Origin of the sequence: Rhodobacter capsulatus (assembly GCF_003254295.1) — a bacterium.
Classification (GTDB): Bacteria; Pseudomonadota; Alphaproteobacteria; order Rhodobacterales; family Rhodobacteraceae; genus Rhodobacter; species Rhodobacter capsulatus.
Genome location: NZ_QKZO01000015.1, coordinates 30,409 through 46,756 on the forward strand (window position 1 = coordinate 30,409; position 16,348 = coordinate 46,756).

Annotated in this window: 11 protein-coding genes; 8 read left to right on the forward strand and 3 right to left on the reverse strand. The window is 69.0% G+C overall.

Annotated features, from left to right (window positions below; translation table 11 throughout):
• Positions 1–44 precede the first annotated feature (44 nt).
• Together LY44_RS16680 and LY44_RS16685 are read left to right on the forward strand one after the other, a co-directional pair.
• The gene (locus LY44_RS16680; protein ID WP_065118403.1) at positions 45–1,457 is read left to right on the forward strand and encodes a condensation domain-containing protein; all 1,413 of its coding nucleotides are present in this window, start codon (positions 45–47) and stop codon (positions 1,455–1,457) included.
• Positions 1,458–1,543: 86 nt separating this feature from the next.
• A complete protein-coding gene (locus LY44_RS16685; protein ID WP_161805947.1) occupies positions 1,544–3,646 on the forward strand; it encodes a condensation domain-containing protein in 2,103 nt (700 codons plus the stop codon).
• Between the two features lie 58 nt (positions 3,647–3,704).
• On the opposite strand, the gene LY44_RS16690 is transcribed toward LY44_RS16685, so the two are convergent.
• The gene (locus LY44_RS16690; RefSeq protein ID WP_055211253.1) at positions 3,705–5,786 is read right to left on the reverse strand and encodes a TonB-dependent receptor; all 2,082 of its coding nucleotides are present in this window, start codon (positions 5,784–5,786) and stop codon (positions 3,705–3,707) included.
• 320 nt (positions 5,787–6,106) lie between these two features.
• Here LY44_RS16690 and fepB point away from each other — a divergent pair, with 320 nt between their 5' ends.
• The 4 genes from fepB to LY44_RS16710 are packed head-to-tail and all read left to right on the forward strand — an operon-like array spanning position 6,107 to position 9,916.
• Complete coding sequence (fepB, locus tag LY44_RS16695; RefSeq protein WP_055211255.1) at positions 6,107–7,051, forward strand: Fe2+-enterobactin ABC transporter substrate-binding protein; 945 nt, start codon at positions 6,107–6,109, stop codon at positions 7,049–7,051.
• A 2-nt stretch (positions 7,052–7,053) separates the two neighbouring features.
• A complete protein-coding gene (locus LY44_RS16700; RefSeq protein WP_055211256.1) occupies positions 7,054–8,061 on the forward strand; it encodes a FecCD family ABC transporter permease in 1,008 nt (335 codons plus the stop codon).
• Complete coding sequence (locus tag LY44_RS16705) at positions 8,058–9,107, forward strand: FecCD family ABC transporter permease (RefSeq protein ID WP_055211258.1); 1,050 nt, start codon at positions 8,058–8,060, stop codon at positions 9,105–9,107. The genes LY44_RS16700 and LY44_RS16705 overlap by 4 nt, the downstream gene beginning before the upstream one ends.
• A complete protein-coding gene (locus LY44_RS16710) occupies positions 9,104–9,916 on the forward strand; it encodes an ABC transporter ATP-binding protein (RefSeq protein WP_055211260.1) in 813 nt (270 codons plus the stop codon). Before LY44_RS16705 ends, LY44_RS16710 begins: the two co-directional genes overlap by 4 nt.
• A gap of 21 nt (positions 9,917–9,937) precedes the next feature.
• Here the strand turns inward: LY44_RS16710 and LY44_RS16715 are convergent, their stop codons facing one another.
• Both LY44_RS16715 and LY44_RS16720 read right to left on the reverse strand, forming a co-directional pair.
• Positions 9,938–11,731 carry an ABC transporter ATP-binding protein gene (locus LY44_RS16715; protein WP_055211261.1) on the reverse strand — a complete coding sequence of 598 codons (1,794 nt, stop codon included), beginning with the start codon at positions 11,729–11,731 and terminating at the stop codon, positions 9,938–9,940.
• Positions 11,731–13,569 (reverse strand): ABC transporter ATP-binding protein, encoded by a 1,839-nt coding sequence (locus LY44_RS16720; RefSeq protein ID WP_055211263.1) that lies wholly within the window; start codon positions 13,567–13,569, stop codon positions 11,731–11,733. The genes LY44_RS16715 and LY44_RS16720 overlap by 1 nt, the downstream gene beginning before the upstream one ends.
• A 428-nt stretch (positions 13,570–13,997) precedes the next feature.
• On the opposite strand from LY44_RS16720, the gene repA reads away from it, so the two are divergent.
• Entirely contained in the window at positions 13,998–15,200 is a 1,203-nt protein-coding gene (gene repA / locus LY44_RS16725) for a plasmid partitioning protein RepA (protein ID WP_055211265.1), read from the forward strand.
• Positions 15,200–16,174, forward strand: coding sequence for a plasmid partitioning protein RepB (gene repB / locus LY44_RS16730; RefSeq protein ID WP_055211267.1), 975 nt, complete (start codon positions 15,200–15,202; stop codon positions 16,172–16,174). The genes repA and repB overlap by 1 nt, the downstream gene beginning before the upstream one ends.
• Positions 16,175–16,348: the final 174 nt, after the last annotated feature.

Below are 16,348 nucleotides of genomic sequence, written 5' to 3' on the forward strand. Positions count from 1 at the left end.
CGCCACCTGAAACCCCCGCCTGAACCCTCAAGGAAGGACCGCTGATGCCCGATCCGACGACGGCCGCCGCGCGCCCCTGGCACGCCCTGACGCTGGCGCAACTCGATTTCTGGGAGGAATTCCGCTTCCACCCCGACCGGCCCCTGTCGACCGTGGCGCATTGCACGGTGATCGAGGGCGATCTGGACGAGGCGGCGCTGATCGCGGCGCTGCGCCAGCTGGCGCAGGAGGCCGAGGTGCTGGCGCTGCGCTTTCGCGACGGGCCCGAGGGGCCGCGCCAGCAGATCGACCCCGCGCGCATCCCGGGGCTGCGCTATCACGACCTGCGCTATGAAGCCGATCCCGAATCCGACCCCGAGGCGACGGCGCGCAAGATGATGGAACGCGACATCGCCGCGCCGATCGATCTGCGGCAGGATCCGCTCGCCGCGCTGTGGCTGCTGCGGGTCGGGGCCAGGCGCTGGCTGTGGTATCTGCGCGGCCATCACATCGGGCTTGACGGCTATGGCGTGGCGCTGATCGAGCGGCGGGCGGCGGCGCTTTATGCGCAGGCCCGCGGGCAGGTGGCCGAACCGGGGCCGCTGCGCCCCTTCGCACAGTATCTGGAGGAGGAAGAGCGCTATCGCGCCAGCCCGCAACATGCCCGCGACGGCGGCTGGTGGGCGCAGCATCTGGCGGGCGGGCCGAAGCTTGCGGTGCTGCGCAAGGGCGCCGAAGACTATGGCTGCAGCGCGCTTGCCGCCGAACCCGCGCTGCCCGCGGAACTGCCCGCCGCGCTGGCGCGGGCGGCCGCGGCGGCGGATCTGGGCTGGCCCGACCTGCTGACGCTGCTCTGCGCCGCCTGGCTGGTGCGCGATCTGCCCGAAGACGGGACCGGGCGGGCGATCTGGCTGCCCTACATGAGCCGCCTTGGCAGTGTCGCCGCGACGATCCCGGCGCTGGTCGTCAACATCCTGCCGCTTGTGGTGACGCGCCAGCCGGACGAGACCCTTGCCGCCTGGCTGGGCCGCAGCGCCGCAAGCCTGCGCCAGCTGCGTCGGCACGGGCGCTACCGGGTCGAGCAGCTGGCCGCCGATCACGGCCTTGGCGCGGGCGAGCGCTTCTTCTTCTCGCCGCTCGTCAATCTGCTGCCGTTCGACCCGCCGCATTTCGCGGGCTGCCAGGCCCGGCGCGAAGTGCTGGCCGCGGGCCCGGGCGACGGGTTCAACCTGACCTGCGCCGCCGCGGCCGACGGCAGCGGGCTCGCGCTCTGGATCGATGCCGACCCGGCCTCGGCCGAGAGCTTCGACGCGGCCTGCACCGGGCTTGTGCCCTTCCTTGCGCGGTCTTGCGCCGAGGGGGCGGCTGTAACCCCGCTTGCGGCGCTGCTGGCAGGCCCCGCCGCCACGGGCCATCCGCGCCTGCCGCCGCGCGTCCCTTCCGTCCGGCCGATCGCCGGGCGGCTGGAGGAGGCATGAGCCGCCCCGAGATTTCCCCCCGCCCCCAGCCAGCCCCGGCCCCGGCCGCGCAAGCCCTGCCCTTTCCCCCCACCGCAGGAACGATGATGACCGAACCCGGACCGCCCCCCGACAGTCTTTCCCACAGCCGCCCCGCCCGGACCGACGAGGCGCGGATCTGGCTTGCCGCGCAGCAGGGCGCCACGGATCTTGCCCCCGCGATCTGCACCGCGACCCTGCCCCTGCCCGGCTGCGAGCCCGGCGCCGTCATCGCCGCGCTGGTAGAGGGCGTGCTGGCCCGCCCCGAGCTGACACGGCGCTATCATTTCGACGCCAGCGGCGCGCTGCGGGTCGCGCTTGCGCCGCGCGGGCCCGATCTCTGGCTGCGGGCGCTGCGCGCGGCCCCCGAGGCCGAAGCGGCGATCGCGGCGGTCGCCGCCGAGCCCTGGGATCTGGCCCGGGGCGCGCCGCTGCGCTTCGTGCTGGCGCTGGCGCCCGGGGCCGCGGCGCTCGCGCTGATCCGCCATCCGATCGCCGCCGACCTGCCGGAAAGCGCAGCTTTGCTGGCGGATCTGGCCCCGCAGGCGCAGACCGAGCCCGCAACCGATCTGGCCCGGATCGAGGCGATCATCCTTGATACCTTCCGCGCCGCGCTCGAGGCGCCGCAGATGACCGCGGCTTGCGATTTCTTCGATCTGGGCGGGCATTCGCTGGTGGCGACGCGGGTGATCGGCCAGCTCGCCGCCGAACACGGGCTTGCGCTGCGCTTTGCCGACATCTTCACCCATCCGACCGCCGCCGCGCTGGCGCCGCTGGCCCAGCCCGCCCCGGCGCCATCAGCCCCGGTCGAGATCCGGCGCAGCGCGCCCGACCCTGTCGACCGCGCGCCGCTCTCGCTTGCGCAGCAATCGCTGTGGAAGATCCACGCCGCGCTCGGCTATGGCCCGGCCTTCAACATTCCCTTCGTGCTGCGCTTTCTTGACCCGGTCGACGAGACGGTCTTCGCCGCCGCCTTCCGCGACCTGCTGGAACGGCATCCGGCGCTGCGCAGCCGGTTCCGGCCCGAGGGCGACACGGTGCTGCAAGAGACCGTGCCGATGGCCGAGGTCGACCGGCTGGACTGGTTCCGCGCCTCGGGCCCGGTCATCGACGCCGCGCCGGTGCTGGCCGCCGAAGCCGGGCATGTCTTTGATCTTGCCCAAGAGCTGCCGTTGCGGCTGCGCTTTTTGCGCACCGCCGGGGGACAGATCCTGTCCTTCCTGTTCCATCATGTCGTGCTCGACGAATGGTCGGTCAACCTGATGATGGCCGAGCTGGCCCGCGCCTATGCCGCCCGCGCGGCGGGACAGGCCCCGGACTGGCCCGGCCCGGTCGCGCCGTTTCACGCCTTCGCCCGCGCCCAGGCCCGCGCCGGCATCGACGCGCGGTCGCTGGAACATTGGGTCACGGCGCTGCGCGACGCGCCGCCGCCGCAGCCGATCCGCGCCCCGGGCGCCGCGCCGCTGCCCGCGACCCCGGAAGATGCCACCGCGGGCGGCTGGTGCGAGATCGCCGTGCCGCCCGCGGTCTGCACCGGCTTGCATGCGCTGGCAAAGACCTGCTCGGCCTCGCTGTTTCACACCGTCTATGCGGCGATCTCGGCGGCGCTGCAGCGGCTGGCCGGGCTTGAGGCGCTGACCATCGGCACCTCGGCCGCGGGCCGCACCGATCCGGCCTGGTTCGACACGATCGGCTATTTCACCACCGTCACCGCGCATTGCCTGCGCGCCCCCGGCGATGCGACCCCGCGCGCGCTGATCACCGCGGTGCGCGACCGGATCACCGCGTCGATGCCGCACAGCGAAATCCCGATCGATCTGGTCGAAGCGGCGCTGTCGGGCGGCACCGCGCCCCTTGATGCGCATATGTTCGAGGTCTTCATCCAGATCCACGCCCAGAACCGGCTGAACGGCGCGCTGCCGGGGCCGCAGGGGCCGATCCGCTTCCGCCAGGTCGATCCCGACAAGGCCGGATCGGTGCTTGGCCTGCAGTTCGAGGTGGTCGAGGACGTGATCGAGGGCGACCGCGGGCTGCGCGTGATGATGAGCTATCGCCACGCCCATTACGACGCCGCCGATGTCGCGGCGCTGGTGGCGGCGGTCGGGCGCAGCTTTGCCGCCTTCGCCAGCGCCGGGGCCGCCGACCGGCCGCTTGACGCGCTGCTGCCCTGATCCGGCGGGCGCCCGCAAATGCCCGGCCCCGAGGATCGTCCCGGGGCCGGGCTGTCGTTCAGAAGGTCATCTTCAGGCCGACGCCGACCGAGCGCGGATCGACCACCGTGCCCTGCAACGTGCCTTGCAGCGACCGCAGGTTGGTCACCGAACGATCGTCGAAGATGTTGTTCACATAGGCGAAGAGCGACAGATCCTCGCGCGGGGTCCAGGTCACCCGGGCATCGGCCACGGTATGCGCGTCGATCAGCAGCGCCGTCGCATTGGTGTCGTCCGAGAAATAGGCGTCGGTATAGCGCACCGTGCCCGCCAGCGTCACATCGGGACGGATCGCCCAATCCGCGCCGAGGCTGAGCGTGCGGCTGGGCGCGCGGCCGAACTCATGCCCCTCGTAATCGGCCAGTGCATTTTCGAAGCTGACGATTTCGGTGTGCAAGAGGCCAAGATTGCCGCGCAGGGTCAGATCGTCGCGCGCCGCGAAGCTGAAGCCCAGCTCCAGCCCGTAGGATTCCGCCTTGTCGGCATTGACGGTCACCGCATCGGTATAGCCGCCCTCGATCACCGAGGTCACATAGCGCTGCGCATCCTTCATCCGGCTGTAAAACAGGTTCCCGGTCAGGTCGAGCCGCTCGTCAAACAGTTTCGTGCGGCCGAAAAGCTCGTAGTTCCAGACCGTTTCCGGCTCGAAGGTCACATAGTCCTTCGACACGAAGCCAAGCGTCACACCGCCGGGGTTGTAGCCCTTGCTGACCATCGCGCCGATGCTGGTGGTGTCGTTCAGGTCATGGGTGAGCGCGAGCTTCGGCAGCCAGGCATCGAAGGTCCGGTCATAATCCAGCACGTCGGGCGTGAAGCTGGAGGTGCCGCGCCGCTCCACCCTGTCGCGCTGATAGCGCAGCCCGCCGGTCACCATCCAGTCGGGGGCGAAGCGATAGTTCAGCTCGGTGAAAACCCCGGTGCTGCGCTTTTCGTCCTCATAGACGCTCGAGCCGCGCAGGTTCAGCGTCTCGTCGGTCTTCGTCGAGGACAGGAAAAGCCCCGCCAGACCGCTGAATTGCGACATCTCGTCGCCGAAGGTCAACCGGGTCTCGTTCGAGACGATGTCCTGATCGTTTTCGGCGCTGCCCGAGGTCACCGGCTCGGTGATCCGCGAGGTCTGCACGTCGGCGACGCGCAAGCTGTTGACGATCTTCACGCCATTGCCGAAATCCTTGCTCAGATCCAGCACGGTGGCATTGCTGCGCACGTCCCAGCTCGGGTTGCCGGTGACGGTGCTTGCCAGATCCTCATAGGGCGCCATCGCCGCTTCCCAGGTCGGACGGCTGGTGTCGATATGGGCGAAGCTCAGTTTCGCCTCGAACCCGGAAAGCCCCGCAGGCTGCCACAAAAGCTTGAAGCGCAGGGTCCTGGCGTCGAAATCCTGCTCGGTGCCCCCCGGCGCAAAGGCGGGGTTGGTGTAGGAAATATAGGTGTCGCGGGCAGAGTAATCGACCGAAAGCCGTGCCGCCAGATCGGTCGCGACCGGCCCCGAGACCACTGCCGAGACGCGGCGGCGGTTGTCGCTGCCATATTGCAGCTGCACCGCGCCTTCGCGGGTGAAGCTCGGGTCTTTCGTGGTGACGATCATCGCCCCGGCGATGCTGTTGGCGCCCTGGGTCACCGTTTGCGGGCCGCGGAACACCTCGATGCCGTCGACATCCCAGATCGCCGCCGAACTCCAGACCAGCTCGTTATAGGTCAGGTAATGGCCGTCGACGCTGACCGCCATGCGCGGCACGGTGCCGCCGAAAAACGCGGTGGCGCCCGAGTTCGGCCCCTCGCTGTCCTGACCGCGGATCGTCGGCGCCCCGCCCTGACCGCCCGCGGCGGGAGTGGTCACGTTCGCCATCCCCTCCGCGGCCTTGGCAAGGCTGTCCTTGCCGGCCTCGTTTTCCTTTGCCACGGCGGCGGCGTCGAGCGCGCTCACCGACGACGCGGTACGTTGCAGGCTGCGGGCCAGTTTTTCGCCGGTGATGACGATCGTACCCAGCGAAAAGCTTTCCTCGGCGGCCTCCTCGGCAAACCCGGTTTGCGGGCTGAGAACACACAGGGCCGCAATGCTCGCGCCGCGCAAAAGGCGCGCTCCTTTCAGTCGTTTCATGCTGCTTTCCTTGAAATGGCGACGGCTGGCGTGAAACGGCTGGCATCGGTATGGGACGGCCCGGCCGCAAGGCTGGGGCCGGGCCGTCACGTTTACGCGATCCGGCGGCGGCGGAAAGCGATTCCTGACAAAAAGACTAGGCTTGTTGCAATTTGGTCGCGGCGGGCATGTCTGACACCGCCGATCCCGCCCCGGCTGCACCGCAAGGCCAGGCAAAGCTTGACGGGCCTGATTATCTTAGTATTTTGCTCGGCAATTAAGGCCGGGGCAAGCAATGCCGGACGCGGGCTTCGGCGCCCTGCCCCGGGCGCGGAGGAAGCATGAATCGTCGCCATTTTCTGATCGCCAGTCTTTGCGCCAGCGCCTTGCCCGGCCGGGCCGCGCACGCCCGCACCGCCGAGGGCTGGCCGCGGCGGCTTGAGAATGCCGATGGCTCCGCGACGGAGCTGCCTGCCCCGCCCGCGCGCGTGCTTTCAAGCTCGGTCACGCTCTCGGGCAGCCTGCTGGCGATCGGGGCACCGCTGATCGGCTCCGCCACCACCGCGCATGGCGGGTTTTTCGCGCAATGGCAGGCGGTTGCCGAAACCCGCGGGGTCGAAAAGCTCTGGCCTGCCGGGTCGGTCGATCTGGAGGCGGTCTGGGCGCTTGCCCCGGATCTGATCGTGGTTTCCGCCGGGGGCGCGGATTCCGCGCTGGCGCATCGGCAGGCTTTGGCCGAGGTGGCGCCGGTTCTGGTGCTCGATTACGGCGCGCTGGACTGGCAGGAGCTGTCGCGCCAGCTCGGCCGCGCCACCGGCCGCGACGCCGAGGCCGGGGCGCTTCTGGCGGGCTTCACGCAAGAGCTGGAGGCGACGCGGGAGCGGCTGATCCTGCCCGCGGGCCGCGCCAATATCATCAGCTACAACGGCGCAGGCGCCCCCAATCCGATCGCCACCGCGACGGGGGTGCATGGCCAGCTGCTGGCACGGCTGGGCTTCACCCTCGAAGATCCGCCGCAGAGCTGGCAGGAGACCGGCGCGACGGCCTCGGCCGATTTCGTCCGCGCCAGCTATGAACATCTGACCGCGCTGCAGGCCGAGACGACCTTCCTGCTTTCGGGCACCGGGGCCGATGCCGCCCGGTTTCTGGCCGATCCGATCCTCGCCAACCTGCCCTCGGTCCGCAGCGGGCAGGTCTACGGGCTGGGGCCGAATTCGTTCCGGATCGATTATTACAGCGCGCAAGAGATCGTGGCGGGCATCGCGCAGCAATTCGGCGGGGCGTGATCATGCAAGCCCCCCGCGCGCGTCCGCGCCTGCTGCTTTGGGCGGCGCTGCTTTTCCTGCTCTGCACCACGTTGGCCAGCCCCTTCATCGGCCCGCGCGAGATCGGGCTGCGGGTGACGCTTGCGGCGCTGAGCGCCTTTGATCCGGGCGACGGCGCGCATCTGCTGGTGCGCGAGCAGCGCCTGCCGCGGGCTTTCTTGGCGCTGGTCGTGGGGGCGGCGCTTGGCGCGGCGGGGGCGTTGATGCAGACCTTGACGCGCAATCCGCTGGCCGATCCGGGGCTTTTGGGGATTTCGGCCGGGGCGACGCTGGCGATCGTCTGTCAGATCGCGATCTTTGGCCATGTCGAGGTGACGGCAGCGCTTTGGGCGGGCATTTTCGGGGCGGCGCTGGGGGGCGCGGCGGTTTTCGGGCTCGGCGGGCTTGCGCGCGGGCATGATCCGGTGCGGCTGGTGCTGGCCGGGGCGGCGCTCTCGATCGTGCTTCTGACCCTGACGCGGGTGATCACCGTCAATGCCGAGGCGGCGATCTTCGATCAGTTCCGCCATTGGGCGGTGGGGTCGCTGCAGGGGCGCGGCTGGGCGGTGCTGGGGCCCACGGCGGCGATCGGGGCGGCGGGGGTTTGCGCGGCGCTGGCGCTGGCGCGGCCGCTCGATGCGCTGGCGCTGGGGCAAGAGTTCGGCCAGAGCCTTGGCGCCGATCCGCGGCGGATCTGGTTTGCCGCCGCGGCGGTGATCGTGGTGCTGGCGGGCGCGGCCACCGCGGCGGCGGGGCCGATCAGCTTTGTCGGTCTGGCGGCGCCGCATCTGGCGCGGCCCATCGCCGGACCGGCGCATCGGCCGCTGCTGCTGGCCTCGATGCTGACCGGCGCGGCGCTGGTGGCTTTCGCCGATCTGGCCGGACGGGTGATCGGCGCGCCGGGGCAGATCGACCTTGGCATCATGGCGGGGCTGATCGGCGGCGGGATCTTCATCGCGCTGGCGCGGCGGCTGCGGATGGGCGGGCTGTGAGCGGCCCGGCCCGGATCACGCTGCGGCATCGGCGCTGGTCGCTGCGGCTCCATCGGCGCGGGCTGGGGCTGAACCTGATGCTGGCGGGGCTGCTTGTGGCAGGCGCCATCGCCGCGCTGTTGCAGGGGCGGATTCCGGTCAGCCCGGCCGATCTGTGGCAGCTGCTGACCGGCGCCGCGCCCGGGCGCGCGGTTGCCCATGCGGTCTTCGACATCCGGCTGCCAAGGCTGCTGGTCACGCTGGGCGCGGGGGCGGCGCTTGGCGCCTCGGGCGCGGTGTTTCAAAGCATCGCGCGCAACCCGCTGGGCTCGCCCGATGTGATCGGCTTCACCGCCGGCGCGGCCTCGGGGGCGTTGTTGCAGATCATCGCCTTTGGCGGCACGGGGGCCGATGTCGTGCCCGCGGCGATGGCCGGGGCGCTTTTGACCGGGGCCGGGGTCTATCTTCTGGCGCGCAAGAACGGCCGCGTCGGTGCCCATCGGCTGGTGCTGACCGGGATCGGCGTCGGCGCGATGCTGAGCGCGCTGAACGCGCTGTTGCTGGTCAAGGGCGATCTGGACGCCGCGATCTCGGCCAATCTGTGGCTGGCGGGCTCGGTCGAGGGGCGCAACTGGGGCCATGTCTGGCCGCTTTGGGCGGGGCTTGCGCTGCTGCTGCCCGCGATGCTTTTCGGCATGCGGCCGCTTGCCCTGATGGCGATGGGCGACGATCTGGCCGGGCCGCTTGGCGTCGCGGTCGAGCGGGTGCGGGGCGCGATGCTTCTGGCCGCGCTGCTGCTGGTCGCGCTGGCCACCAGTGCGGCAGGCCCGATCGCCTTTGTCGCGCTGGCCGCGCCGCAGCTGGCGCAACGGCTTGGCCGAACGGTCGAACAACCGCTTTTCGGCGCGGCGCTGATGGGGGCGCTGCTGCTGACCGGGGCCGATCTGCTGACCCGGGTCCTGCCCGTCGGGGCAACGCTGCCGGTCGGTCAGGTCACCGGCGTGCTGGGCGGTCTGTATCTGATCTGGCTTTTGACACGGCAGGGACTCGCGGGGCAGAGGGGATGAGGGACGAAGGCAAAATCGCCGCGGCGACCGGGGCGCAAAGCCGGTTGCGCACGCAGGCGCTGCAGCTGGGCTATGCGGGGCGGAAGATCTGCGCCGATGTCACGCTTGCGCTGCCCGAGGGGCGGTTTTCCGTCATCCTCGGGCCGAATGGCTGCGGGAAATCGACGCTTCTGCGCGGGCTGTGCAATCTTTTGCCGCCGCAGGCCGGGCAGGTGCTGCTGGATGGTCAGGCCATCGCGCGGCTGCCCGCGCGGGCGCTGGCGCGGCAGATCGGGCTTTTGCCGCAAAGCGCGCAGGCGCCCTCGGGGATCAGTGTCGAGGATCTGGTGGCGCGCGGCCGCTATCCGCATCAGGGGCCGTTCCGGCAATGGAGCGCGGAAGATGCCCGCATCGTCGCCGAGGCGATGGCGGCGACCGGGGTGGCCGATCTGGCGCAGGCCGAGGTCGATGCGCTGTCGGGCGGGCAGCGGCAGCGGGTCTGGATCGCGCTGGTGCTGGCGCAGCAGACGCCGATCCTGCTTCTGGACGAGCCGACGACCTTTCTGGACATCGCGCATCAGCTCGAGCTGCTGACGCTGCTGCAACGGCTCAACCGCACGCAGGGGCGCACCATCGTCGCCGTGCTGCATGATCTCAACCAGGCCTGCCGCTATGCGGATCATCTGGTGGTGATGGCGGCGGGCCGGGTGGTGGCCGAGGGCCCGCCCGCCCGGCTGATGACCCCCGATCTGCTGCGGCAGGTCTTCGGGCTGGAGGCGGTGATCCTGGATGATCCGATCAGCCACACGCCACTGATCGTGGCGCGCTGAGCCCGATCAACGCCCCCCAAATCAACGTCCCGCCGACCAGCGTTTCACCGCCCCCTGCGCCGCCCACATCCGCGCATAGCGCCCGCCCGCGGCCAAGAGATCGGCATGCCGCCCCGCCTGCGCCAGCCGCCCGTCCTCGATCACCAGGATCTGATCCGCCCCGACGATCGTCGACAGCCGATGCGCGATCACGATCACCGTCTTGCGCGCCACCAGCGCATCAAGCGCGCGCTGCACCGCCAGCTCGCTTTCGGTGTCCAGCGCCGCCGTCGGTTCATCCAGCACGACGATCGGCGCATTCTTGAGCAGCGCCCGCGCAATCGAGATGCGCTGCCGCTCGCCGCCCGAAAGCCTGCCGCCGATCTCGCCCAACGGCGTCTGCCAGCCCTGCGGCAGCCGCTCGATGAATTCAAGGCACTGCGCCGCCTGCGCCGCCGCCCGCACCTCGGCCTCGGTCGCTTCGGGGCGGCCCATGCGGATATTCGCCAGCACCGTGTCGTTGAACAGATAAACGTCCTGAAACACCACCGAAATCAGATCGTTGAGACGCTCCGCCGGGATCTGCCGCAGATCCACCCCGCCGATCTGCACCGCGCCCTCCTGCGGATCGAAATGGCGCAGCAAAAGCCGCGTCAGCGTGGTCTTGCCGCAGCCCGAGGGCCCGACCAGCGCGGTCAGCGAATGTTCGGGCAACAGGGCGCTGAAGGCGCGGATCGTCGGCGCCTCGGCCCGGGCATGGGTGAAGCTGACCGCCTCGAAGCGGATGTCATGGCGGTCGGGCATCGCGGCGGGGGCCCGCTGCGGCAGGGGCGCCATCGCCAGAAGCGCGCCGATCCGTTCCAGCGCGGCCTCCATAACCTCCAGCATCGCGGTGTAAAGGATGAAGGTCGAAAGCGGCTCGGAGAGCCGCACCACGATCACGAAGACCGCGCCAAGCGCCGCCGGATCAAGGCTGCCGCGCGTCACCAGAAAAACCCCGATCATCAGGACGGCGAGCAGCCCCAGCTCGACCACGCTGGCCACCAGGATATTGGGCTTCGCCCCCTTGCGATGGCCAAAGACTTGAATCGCCTCAAGTTTCTGGAAGGTCTGCGACAGCCGGGCGGCCTTTTCCCCGGCCCGCCCCGCCGCGCGCAGGATCGCCAAGCCTTGCGTGTATTCCAGCACATCGGCGCTTGCCTCCTGATGCGCCTGACCGAGGATGCGCTTGCCGCGTCCCAGCGCCGGACGCCGCCAGCGGTAAAGCGGCACGATCGCCGGAAACACCGCCAGCAGCAAAAGCCCGAGCCGCCAGTCAAACAGCATCAGCCCCAGCGCGGCGCAAAACGGCGTGACGACGGCGGCAAAGACCAGATTGAGCACGGTCAGCGCGTAAAGCAGGTTTTCATCGACATTGCCGAGCACGACCGCGTTCATCTCGCCCGCGCGTTTGTCCTGCAGTTGTTCCAGCGGGATCTCGCGCAGTTTCGCCCCTAGCCGTCGGCGCAGCCGCCAGGTCGCCCGCACCATCCGGCCGTCGAAATCGAAGCCCTGCGCGCGCCAGCGCAGCGCCGAGGCCGCGCCCATCAGCAAAAGCAGGACGGCAAACCACGAAAGCGCCCGGTCAAGCCCGCCCGGCGTCGCCGCGGCGGTGAAAAGGGGCGCGATCACCGCCAGCCCGAGCCCCTGCAGCGCCGCCGCCGCGATCAGCCCGAAAAGCGCGCGCCGCAGCCCCGGCGCATCTTCCGGCCCGACGCTTTCGGCCAGTTGCCGGAACATCGTCGCAAAGGAACTTGCCCCCGACCGCCCGGCCGGTTGTTTGCCGATGACCGCCATCAGATCCCCTCCCGCGCCGCGCCAAGCGACCAGTTTTGCGCGGTTTCGTAATTCTGCCAAAGCCTTGCATAAAGCCCGCCCTGCCCCACCAGCGCCGCGTGGCGGCCGCGCTCGACGATCCGGCCGCGCTCGAAGACAAGGATCTGGTCGGCGTCGCGGATCGTCGCCAGCCGATGCGCCACCATGATCACCGTGCGCCCGCGCATCAGCTCGGACAGCGCCGCGATCAGCTCGGCCTCGTTTTCCGGATCGGCAAAGGCCGTCGCTTCGTCCAGCACCAGCACCGGACGATCTTGCAACAGCGCCCGGGCAATGGCGATGCGCTGGCGCTGCCCGCCCGAGAGGAACACGCCGCGTTCCCCCGCCCGGGTCTCGTACCCCTGCGGCAGCGCGGTGATGAAGTCATGCGCCTGCGCCGCCCGTGCCGCGGCGATCACCTCGGCCTCGGTGGCCTCGGGGCGGCCGATGCGGATATTCGCGGCGATGGTATCGGCAAATAGAAAGCTTTCCTGAAACACGAAGGCGACCTGTTGCAACAGCGGCTCGGCGCCGATCGTTCGGATGTCATGGCCGCCGATCTCGATCTTGCCCGCGGTGACATCCCAGAACCGCGGCACCAGACGCGCCACCGTGGTCTTGCCCGCGCCCGAGGGCCCGACCAGCGCGGTCACGCTGCCGCGCGCGACCTCGAAACTGACATCGTCAAGCGCCGGGGGCAGGTCGGGCGCATAGGAAAACCGCACCCGATCAAAGCGCAGCGCAGGCGCCGCCGGGTCGAAGGCGAGCGGCCCGGGCGGCATCGCCCCGGCCGCGTCCAGATCGGGGGCGGCCATCACCTCCTCGATCCGCGCCACGCTCAGCCCGACCTTTTCGATCATGTGGCGCAGCATCATCATCGGCATCATCGCCTCGGCCATGCCGGTGCAGGCCAGAAGCACGCCAAGCCAGCGCGGCACCGACAGATCGCCCATCGCGCTGAGCCAAAGCCCCGCGCCCAAGACCAGCGTCAGCGTCGGCATCGGACCCAGCATCAGCCAGGAGAACCGCGCCGGAAAGCCCGCGGCGCGGTACCAGTCCAGCATCACCGCAAGATAGCCGTCCAGCGCCGCCTGATAGCGGCCGAAACTGCTTTGGCCGCTGTCGAAATTGCGCACCACGGGCATCGCCTGCACATATTCCACAACCGCCGCGCTGACCTTTTCGCGCGCCGCATTATAGGCCCGCACCATGTCGCGCCGCCGCCGCTGCGCCCCGCGCAGGATGCCCCAGCCAAGCGCCAGCACCGCCAGCGCCACCAGCGCCAGCCGCCAGTCGAACAGCAACAGCAGCGCGAAGGTCACGACCGGCGTGACATAGGCGCGGGCATAAAGCGGCGTGCTGTCGGCGACAAAGACATGCAGCGCCTTCACGTCGTCATGGATGACCTTGGCCAGCGCGCCTGCGCCCTGCGCCTCGACATAGCCCAGCGACACCCGCGCCAGCCGGTTCGCCAGACCGATGCGCAGGATCCGCTCCAGCCGGAAGGCCGCGTAATGCGCCTGGTTGAAGGCCCCGAGCCGGGCAGCATAGGCGGCGACGGTGCAAAGCGCCGCCGCGCCAAGCGCGGCCCAGGGCATGGTGTCCGGCCGTTCCAGCAGCGCGCGGATCACCAGCATCAGCGACACCATCACCCCGAGGGCAGCAAGCGCCGAGCCCGCCGAGATCGCCATCGCCAGCCGGATCTGCCCCTGCACGGGTTTCAGGATGCGCCAGGGCGAAGGCGGCTTGCGCCCCGCCCGCCGGTCCGGGACGGCCGCTGCCCCCGGTGCCTCTGTGCCCGCCTGTGCCGAAACCGCCATCTGCCCGCCTTTTCCTGCATGACTGCAATCTCTGGCTGGGCTGCGGCAAGGCACAGCATGGCTGACGCGCGAAATCTGACGGCTTGGCCCGGGAAAGGCAAGCTGTCTTGTCCGATTTGCCGCACCGGCGCGAGACGGGGGCGATTCGCGGGCCGCAGCCCCCGCGACGGGTTGTGGAACGCCCGTCCCCCGCCACCAGATCTCGTGTCGTCATCGGTGCTAACGGAAAAGTCACATTTTATCAGGGGTTTGGGCAAATCCTGTTCGCGCCGCAGCAGGGCCTTGCCGGGCGCCCGCGTGCGGGATTTGCAAATAACTGTTGTCTGGGGGAAAGTTGCGTGCAATGTCTTGTCTTGTCGCAAAAAGGCGCAAACAACGCGTTTTCGCGACGAAACCAAGACGGCCCACCAAGAGGCCAAGAGGGCAGAATGAGCATATCGTCAAAACCGGCCGTTTCTGGCACTGTTGCAGCCTCCATCGCCGCGAATGCGGTACGGCTTTCGGAGGCGCTCGACAACCATATGCGCAACAGCTTTCAGCCGGAAAGCCGGAAAACGCTGCGCAAATTCCAGCCTTCCGAAGTTTCGGAATTGACCGGAATCAGCATGTCGAACCTGCGGACGCGCCATCAGGATGGCGATTTCCCCGAGGTGGAGACCGATTCCCGCGGGCGGCGGCTTTATTCCGCGGCGGAAATCGACCAGATCCGCCACATCATGGCGAAGACCGGCCGCAACGGCGAGGCTTACCTGCCCGGACGCCGCGCCGGGGACGCGTTGCAGGTGATCTCGATCGTCAATTTCAAGGGCGGGTCCAGCAAGACGACTTCGGCGATCCATCTTGCACAACGCTATGCGCTGCGCGGCTACCGGGTTCTGGCGATCGACATGGATCCGCAGGCCAGCCTGACGACGATGTTCGGCTATCGGCCCGAGATCGAATTCGCCGAGGGCGGGACGATCTATGACGCGCTGAAATACGAAGAGCCGGTGGCCCTGAGCCAGGTCATCCGCAAGACCTATTTCCACAATCTCGATCTGGCCCCGGCCGGGCTGATGCTGTCGGAATATGAGACCGAAACCGCCTATGCGCTGCAACACAAGATCGACCCGCCCTTTACGCAGCGGCTGGCGATTGCGCTGGACGAGGTGGAGGCAAACTACGATCTGGTGATCATCGACTGCCCGCCGCAGCTTGGCTTTACCACGATGACGGCGCTTCTGGCCTCGACGGGGCTTCTGATTACCGTCGTGCCCAGCATGCTTGACGTCGCCTCGATGGCGCAATTCCTTGAAATGGCGGGCGAAACCGTGCGTGCGCTGGAGGAGGCCGCCGGTCCGATCGACTGGAATTTCCTGAAATTCCTGATCGCGCGCTATGAGCCGACCGACGTGCCGCAATCGCAGATGGCGGGGTTCCTGCGCTCGATCCTGCTCGATCAGGTGCTGACCACGCCGATGCTGAAATCGACCGCGATTTCCGATGCCGGGATGACGCAGCAGACGATCTACGAAATCGAACCGTCGCAGGTGCTGAAGAAAACGCTCGACCGGATTTTGGAAAGCGTGAACGGCGTCGCCAACGAATTCGAGACGGTGATCCAGAATTCCTGGGGACGGGAGACTGACTGATGGCGCGTCGCAACCTGTTTCAGCCCCCTGCCCCGCCGCCCGCTGGCGCGGAAAAACCCGCAACCGAAAGCAAATCCCGCTTCCCGAACACCGGCGCGATGAGCGGCGTGAAATCGACGCTCAAGGATCTGTCAAGCAATGCCGTGCGCGAGATCCCGCCCGAGCTGATCGAGGAGGGCGGCCCCAGGGACCGGCTCGCCTTCAGTGATGCCGATGTGGCGCAGCTGGCCGAAAGCATCCGGCTGCACGGGCAGCAGGTGCCCGTCATGGTGCGGCCGATCGCCGAGAAGCCGGGATATTACCGCATCGTTTACGGGCGCCGCCGGCTGCGGGCGCTGCGCCTGCTTGGCCTGCCCGCGAAAGCCCTTGTCCGCGCGCTGTCCGATGACGAGGCGATCCTGGCGCAAGGGCAAGAGAACGCGCAAAGGCTGGATCCGAGCTTCATCGAGAAGTCGCTCTTTGCCGCCGAGCTGGGGACGAGCGGCTATGAGACGGCGGTGATCCTTGACGCGCTGGCGATCGACAAGCCGATGCTGTCGCGGATGCAGAAAGTTGCGCGGAGCATTCCCGAAACGGTGGCACGCCGGATCGGCCCCGCGCATGGCATTGGTCGGCGGCGGTGGGAAGAGCTGGCCGATCTGGTCAACAACCATGACCTTGATCTTGTCGCGCTGGCGGAAACGGCGCTGGCACAGGCGGCCGAAACCTCGGACGGGCGGTTTGCCCAGCTGGCCGAGGCGGCCGCGGCGGACCTGCGCAAGGCGGCTTCCGGGGCGGAGCCCCCCTCCCCTGCCCTGCCGGTCGTGTCGGAAGACGGGGTCCGGCTGGCGCAGATCACCGAATCGGCGCGGGCGGTGACGGTGAAACTGTCGAAAACCGACGCGCCGGAGTTTGCCCGGTGGTGGCGCGAGAACGCCGAGGCCGAATTGCGGCGTCTTTACGCGGAATGGCGGTCAGGCCCCAAGGCCGACTGACCGGAAAAGAAACGAGCAGCAGAAAGGAGCACCAAGCAACCCGAAAAGAAAGAGCCCCCCAAGGTCATCCTCGGAGAGCCCCATCTGTTCTTTGCACCCTCAGATGTACCAGCTTCTCTGCCGCAGTCAACAGCAACCGATTCGGTTGATGACTCATTTTTGCCTTCGTGCAAG

Bases quoted from the DNA above. Each gene is read 5' to 3' on its own strand.
- LY44_RS16680 (WP_065118403.1), top strand. From the start codon at position 45: ATGCCCGATCCGACGACGGCCGCCGCGCGCCCCTGGCACGCCCTGACG.
- LY44_RS16685 (WP_161805947.1), top strand. From the start codon at position 1,544: ATGACCGAACCCGGACCGCCCCCCGACAGTCTTTCCCACAGCCGCCCC.
- LY44_RS16690 (WP_055211253.1), bottom strand. From the start codon at position 5,786: ATGAAACGACTGAAAGGAGCGCGCCTTTTGCGCGGCGCGAGCATTGCG.
- fepB (WP_055211255.1), top strand. From the start codon at position 6,107: ATGAATCGTCGCCATTTTCTGATCGCCAGTCTTTGCGCCAGCGCCTTG.
- LY44_RS16700 (WP_055211256.1), top strand. From the start codon at position 7,054: ATGCAAGCCCCCCGCGCGCGTCCGCGCCTGCTGCTTTGGGCGGCGCTG.
- LY44_RS16710 (WP_055211260.1), top strand. From the start codon at position 9,104: ATGAGGGACGAAGGCAAAATCGCCGCGGCGACCGGGGCGCAAAGCCGG.
- LY44_RS16715 (WP_055211261.1), bottom strand. From the start codon at position 11,731: ATGGCGGTCATCGGCAAACAACCGGCCGGGCGGTCGGGGGCAAGTTCC.
- LY44_RS16720 (WP_055211263.1), bottom strand. From the start codon at position 13,569: ATGGCGGTTTCGGCACAGGCGGGCACAGAGGCACCGGGGGCAGCGGCC.
- repA (WP_055211265.1), top strand. From the start codon at position 13,998: ATGAGCATATCGTCAAAACCGGCCGTTTCTGGCACTGTTGCAGCCTCC.
- repB (WP_055211267.1), top strand. From the start codon at position 15,200: ATGGCGCGTCGCAACCTGTTTCAGCCCCCTGCCCCGCCGCCCGCTGGC.